This is a genomic window from Bacillus sp. GMs2/2 (genome assembly GCF_050172095.1).
Classification (GTDB): domain Bacteria; phylum Bacillota; class Bacilli; order Bacillales; family Bacillaceae_G; genus Bacillus_A; species Bacillus_A cereus.
In genome coordinates this window covers 1-1823 of the sequence record NZ_JBNLYE010000590.1, presented here as the reverse complement: position 1 = coordinate 1823, position 1823 = coordinate 1, and the positions used below count along the sequence as shown (strand labels likewise).

Sequence of the window (1823 nt, the reverse complement as noted above, 5' to 3'; positions counted from 1 at the left end):
ACATTTCATGTAGCGTCAGTTACAAAAACGATAATCTCTGCGCTAATTGGAATATGTATAGATAAGGGCTATATAAAAAGTGTTGATCAAAAAGTAATAGAGTTTTTCCCTGAATATAAAGTAAAGTCATCTGAAGTAACAGTGCGACACCTACTTACAATGACAGCTCCATACCCTTTTGTAGACTGGCAGGAACCGTTAGAAGAATTATGTACACAACCAGACTGGGTACAGTATACACTTCATAGAATGGGGAACGGTGGAGAGATTGGAGGTTTTAAATATTCATCTGCAGGAGCGCATGTACTATCAGCAATGATTACGAATGCAACAGGGAAAAGTGCACGTGAATTTGCGAATGAGTACTTATTTCAACCACTCGGTATGAGCGAAATTCCAAACTACAATATGAAAGCATTTGGATTCGATGACTTATTCGGAAAAGATGTGAAAGGATGGGTTCACGATCCAAACGGTATTTCGACGGGCGGCTGGGGACTAACGTTAACTGTTAGGGATATGGCTAAGTTTGGACAGATGTATTTGAATGAAGGTATTCATAATGGAAAACAAATACTATCAAAATCATGGATAAAAGAATCAACAGAAATGAACCAAAATCAATATGGTTACTTATGGTGGTTTCGAGAAGAAGATGGAATCTTTTCATACTGTGCTATGGGTGATGGTGGGAATATGATTTGTTATATTCCAGAGAAGGAATTGGTAGTGGTGATTGCGTCTGAAATTATACCGAATGCAGGGGATAGATGGGAATTGATTGTGAAATATATTCTTCCTGGCATACAGTCAAATCAATAATGGTAGTAAAAAGATGGGGGGAATTTTGGTTTTATACCATCTTTTTGTTTTGTGACGTAAAGTTCATGGGAATGTAAGGGTTTTGTTAAAAGTGTAAATATTAGGGTTTTTTAATATAAAAAGTCTTTCTTTATGTATAATGGGGACAAGGCCTAAAAATACTTAAATATTTAAGTGAATATTTTAAAAAGGGAGATTAAGGATATATGAAAAGCTTACTTCCAAAAACTTTAGCTGTTACAGGATTAACTGCTTCTTTATTAGGTATGGTTTCTTCCGTTTCATTTGCTTCGATTAGTTGGGATAATAATGCAACGTGGACAGGAAGCGGAGCAAAAGCTAAGGCAACTGCCTATACTGCAAAAAAGGACGAACCTCATTTTTACAAGATGACTGTAAGAGCTAGCTTTGATGATGGGACTTCTAAAGAGTTAGCATTGTATGATGCTAAAATTTCAGATCGTATAAACGTTAGCGTTGCATCCAAAGGACCGGTGATCAGAGGTTATTCGGGTCAAGAATGGATAATGGTAGGGGATAGTGCGTACACTTCTAAGGAAATGGTAATTAAATAAAAATCAACAAAAACCGTGAAAAAGGATACATACCTTTTTCACGGTTTTTAAAATGAGGAGGATATATGAATCTAGTATTAAAAGAAATAGTGGTGAACAAAACAATATTCATTATGCTATTTATTGGATTTGTATTGACAATATGGCCAATCCTGATCGCAATGTCGACGCGAGATTATTATGATGAGAAATTTTATGATAGTAAAAATGGTTATTTTAATTATTACTATTTAGTTCAACTTACTAATATGGGGGAAATCAATTTCGAACAATTTCAGACGTTAATAGAATCTGATTTTAAAAACGCTAGTGTTATTACAAATGATATTCGTATTACTATTCCGGATATCGGCCACGTAATAATGAATGGTCTCCTTAATAAAAATTGGTCTCCACCTTTGCTAAAAGGTTCTCAGATGGGACAAG

2 protein-coding genes and 1 pseudogene are annotated in these 1823 nt (G+C 35.1%); all 3 read left to right on the top strand.

Going from position 1 to position 1823, the window contains the following annotated elements; translation table 11 throughout:
• Positions 1 to 822, top strand: an 822-nt coding sequence (locus tag ACQGS6_RS27675) for a serine hydrolase domain-containing protein (protein WP_426965971.1), incomplete at its 5' end; no start/stop codon positions are given.
• Positions 823 to 1028: 206 nt separating this feature from the next.
• Positions 1029 to 1397 carry a hypothetical protein gene (locus ACQGS6_RS27670; RefSeq protein ID WP_426965970.1) on the top strand — a complete coding sequence of 123 codons (369 nt, stop codon included), beginning with the start codon at positions 1029 to 1031 and terminating at the stop codon, positions 1395 to 1397.
• Between the two features lie 65 nt (positions 1398 to 1462).
• Positions 1463 to 1823: pseudogene (locus tag ACQGS6_RS27665) on the top strand (ABC transporter permease); the annotation flags it as partial.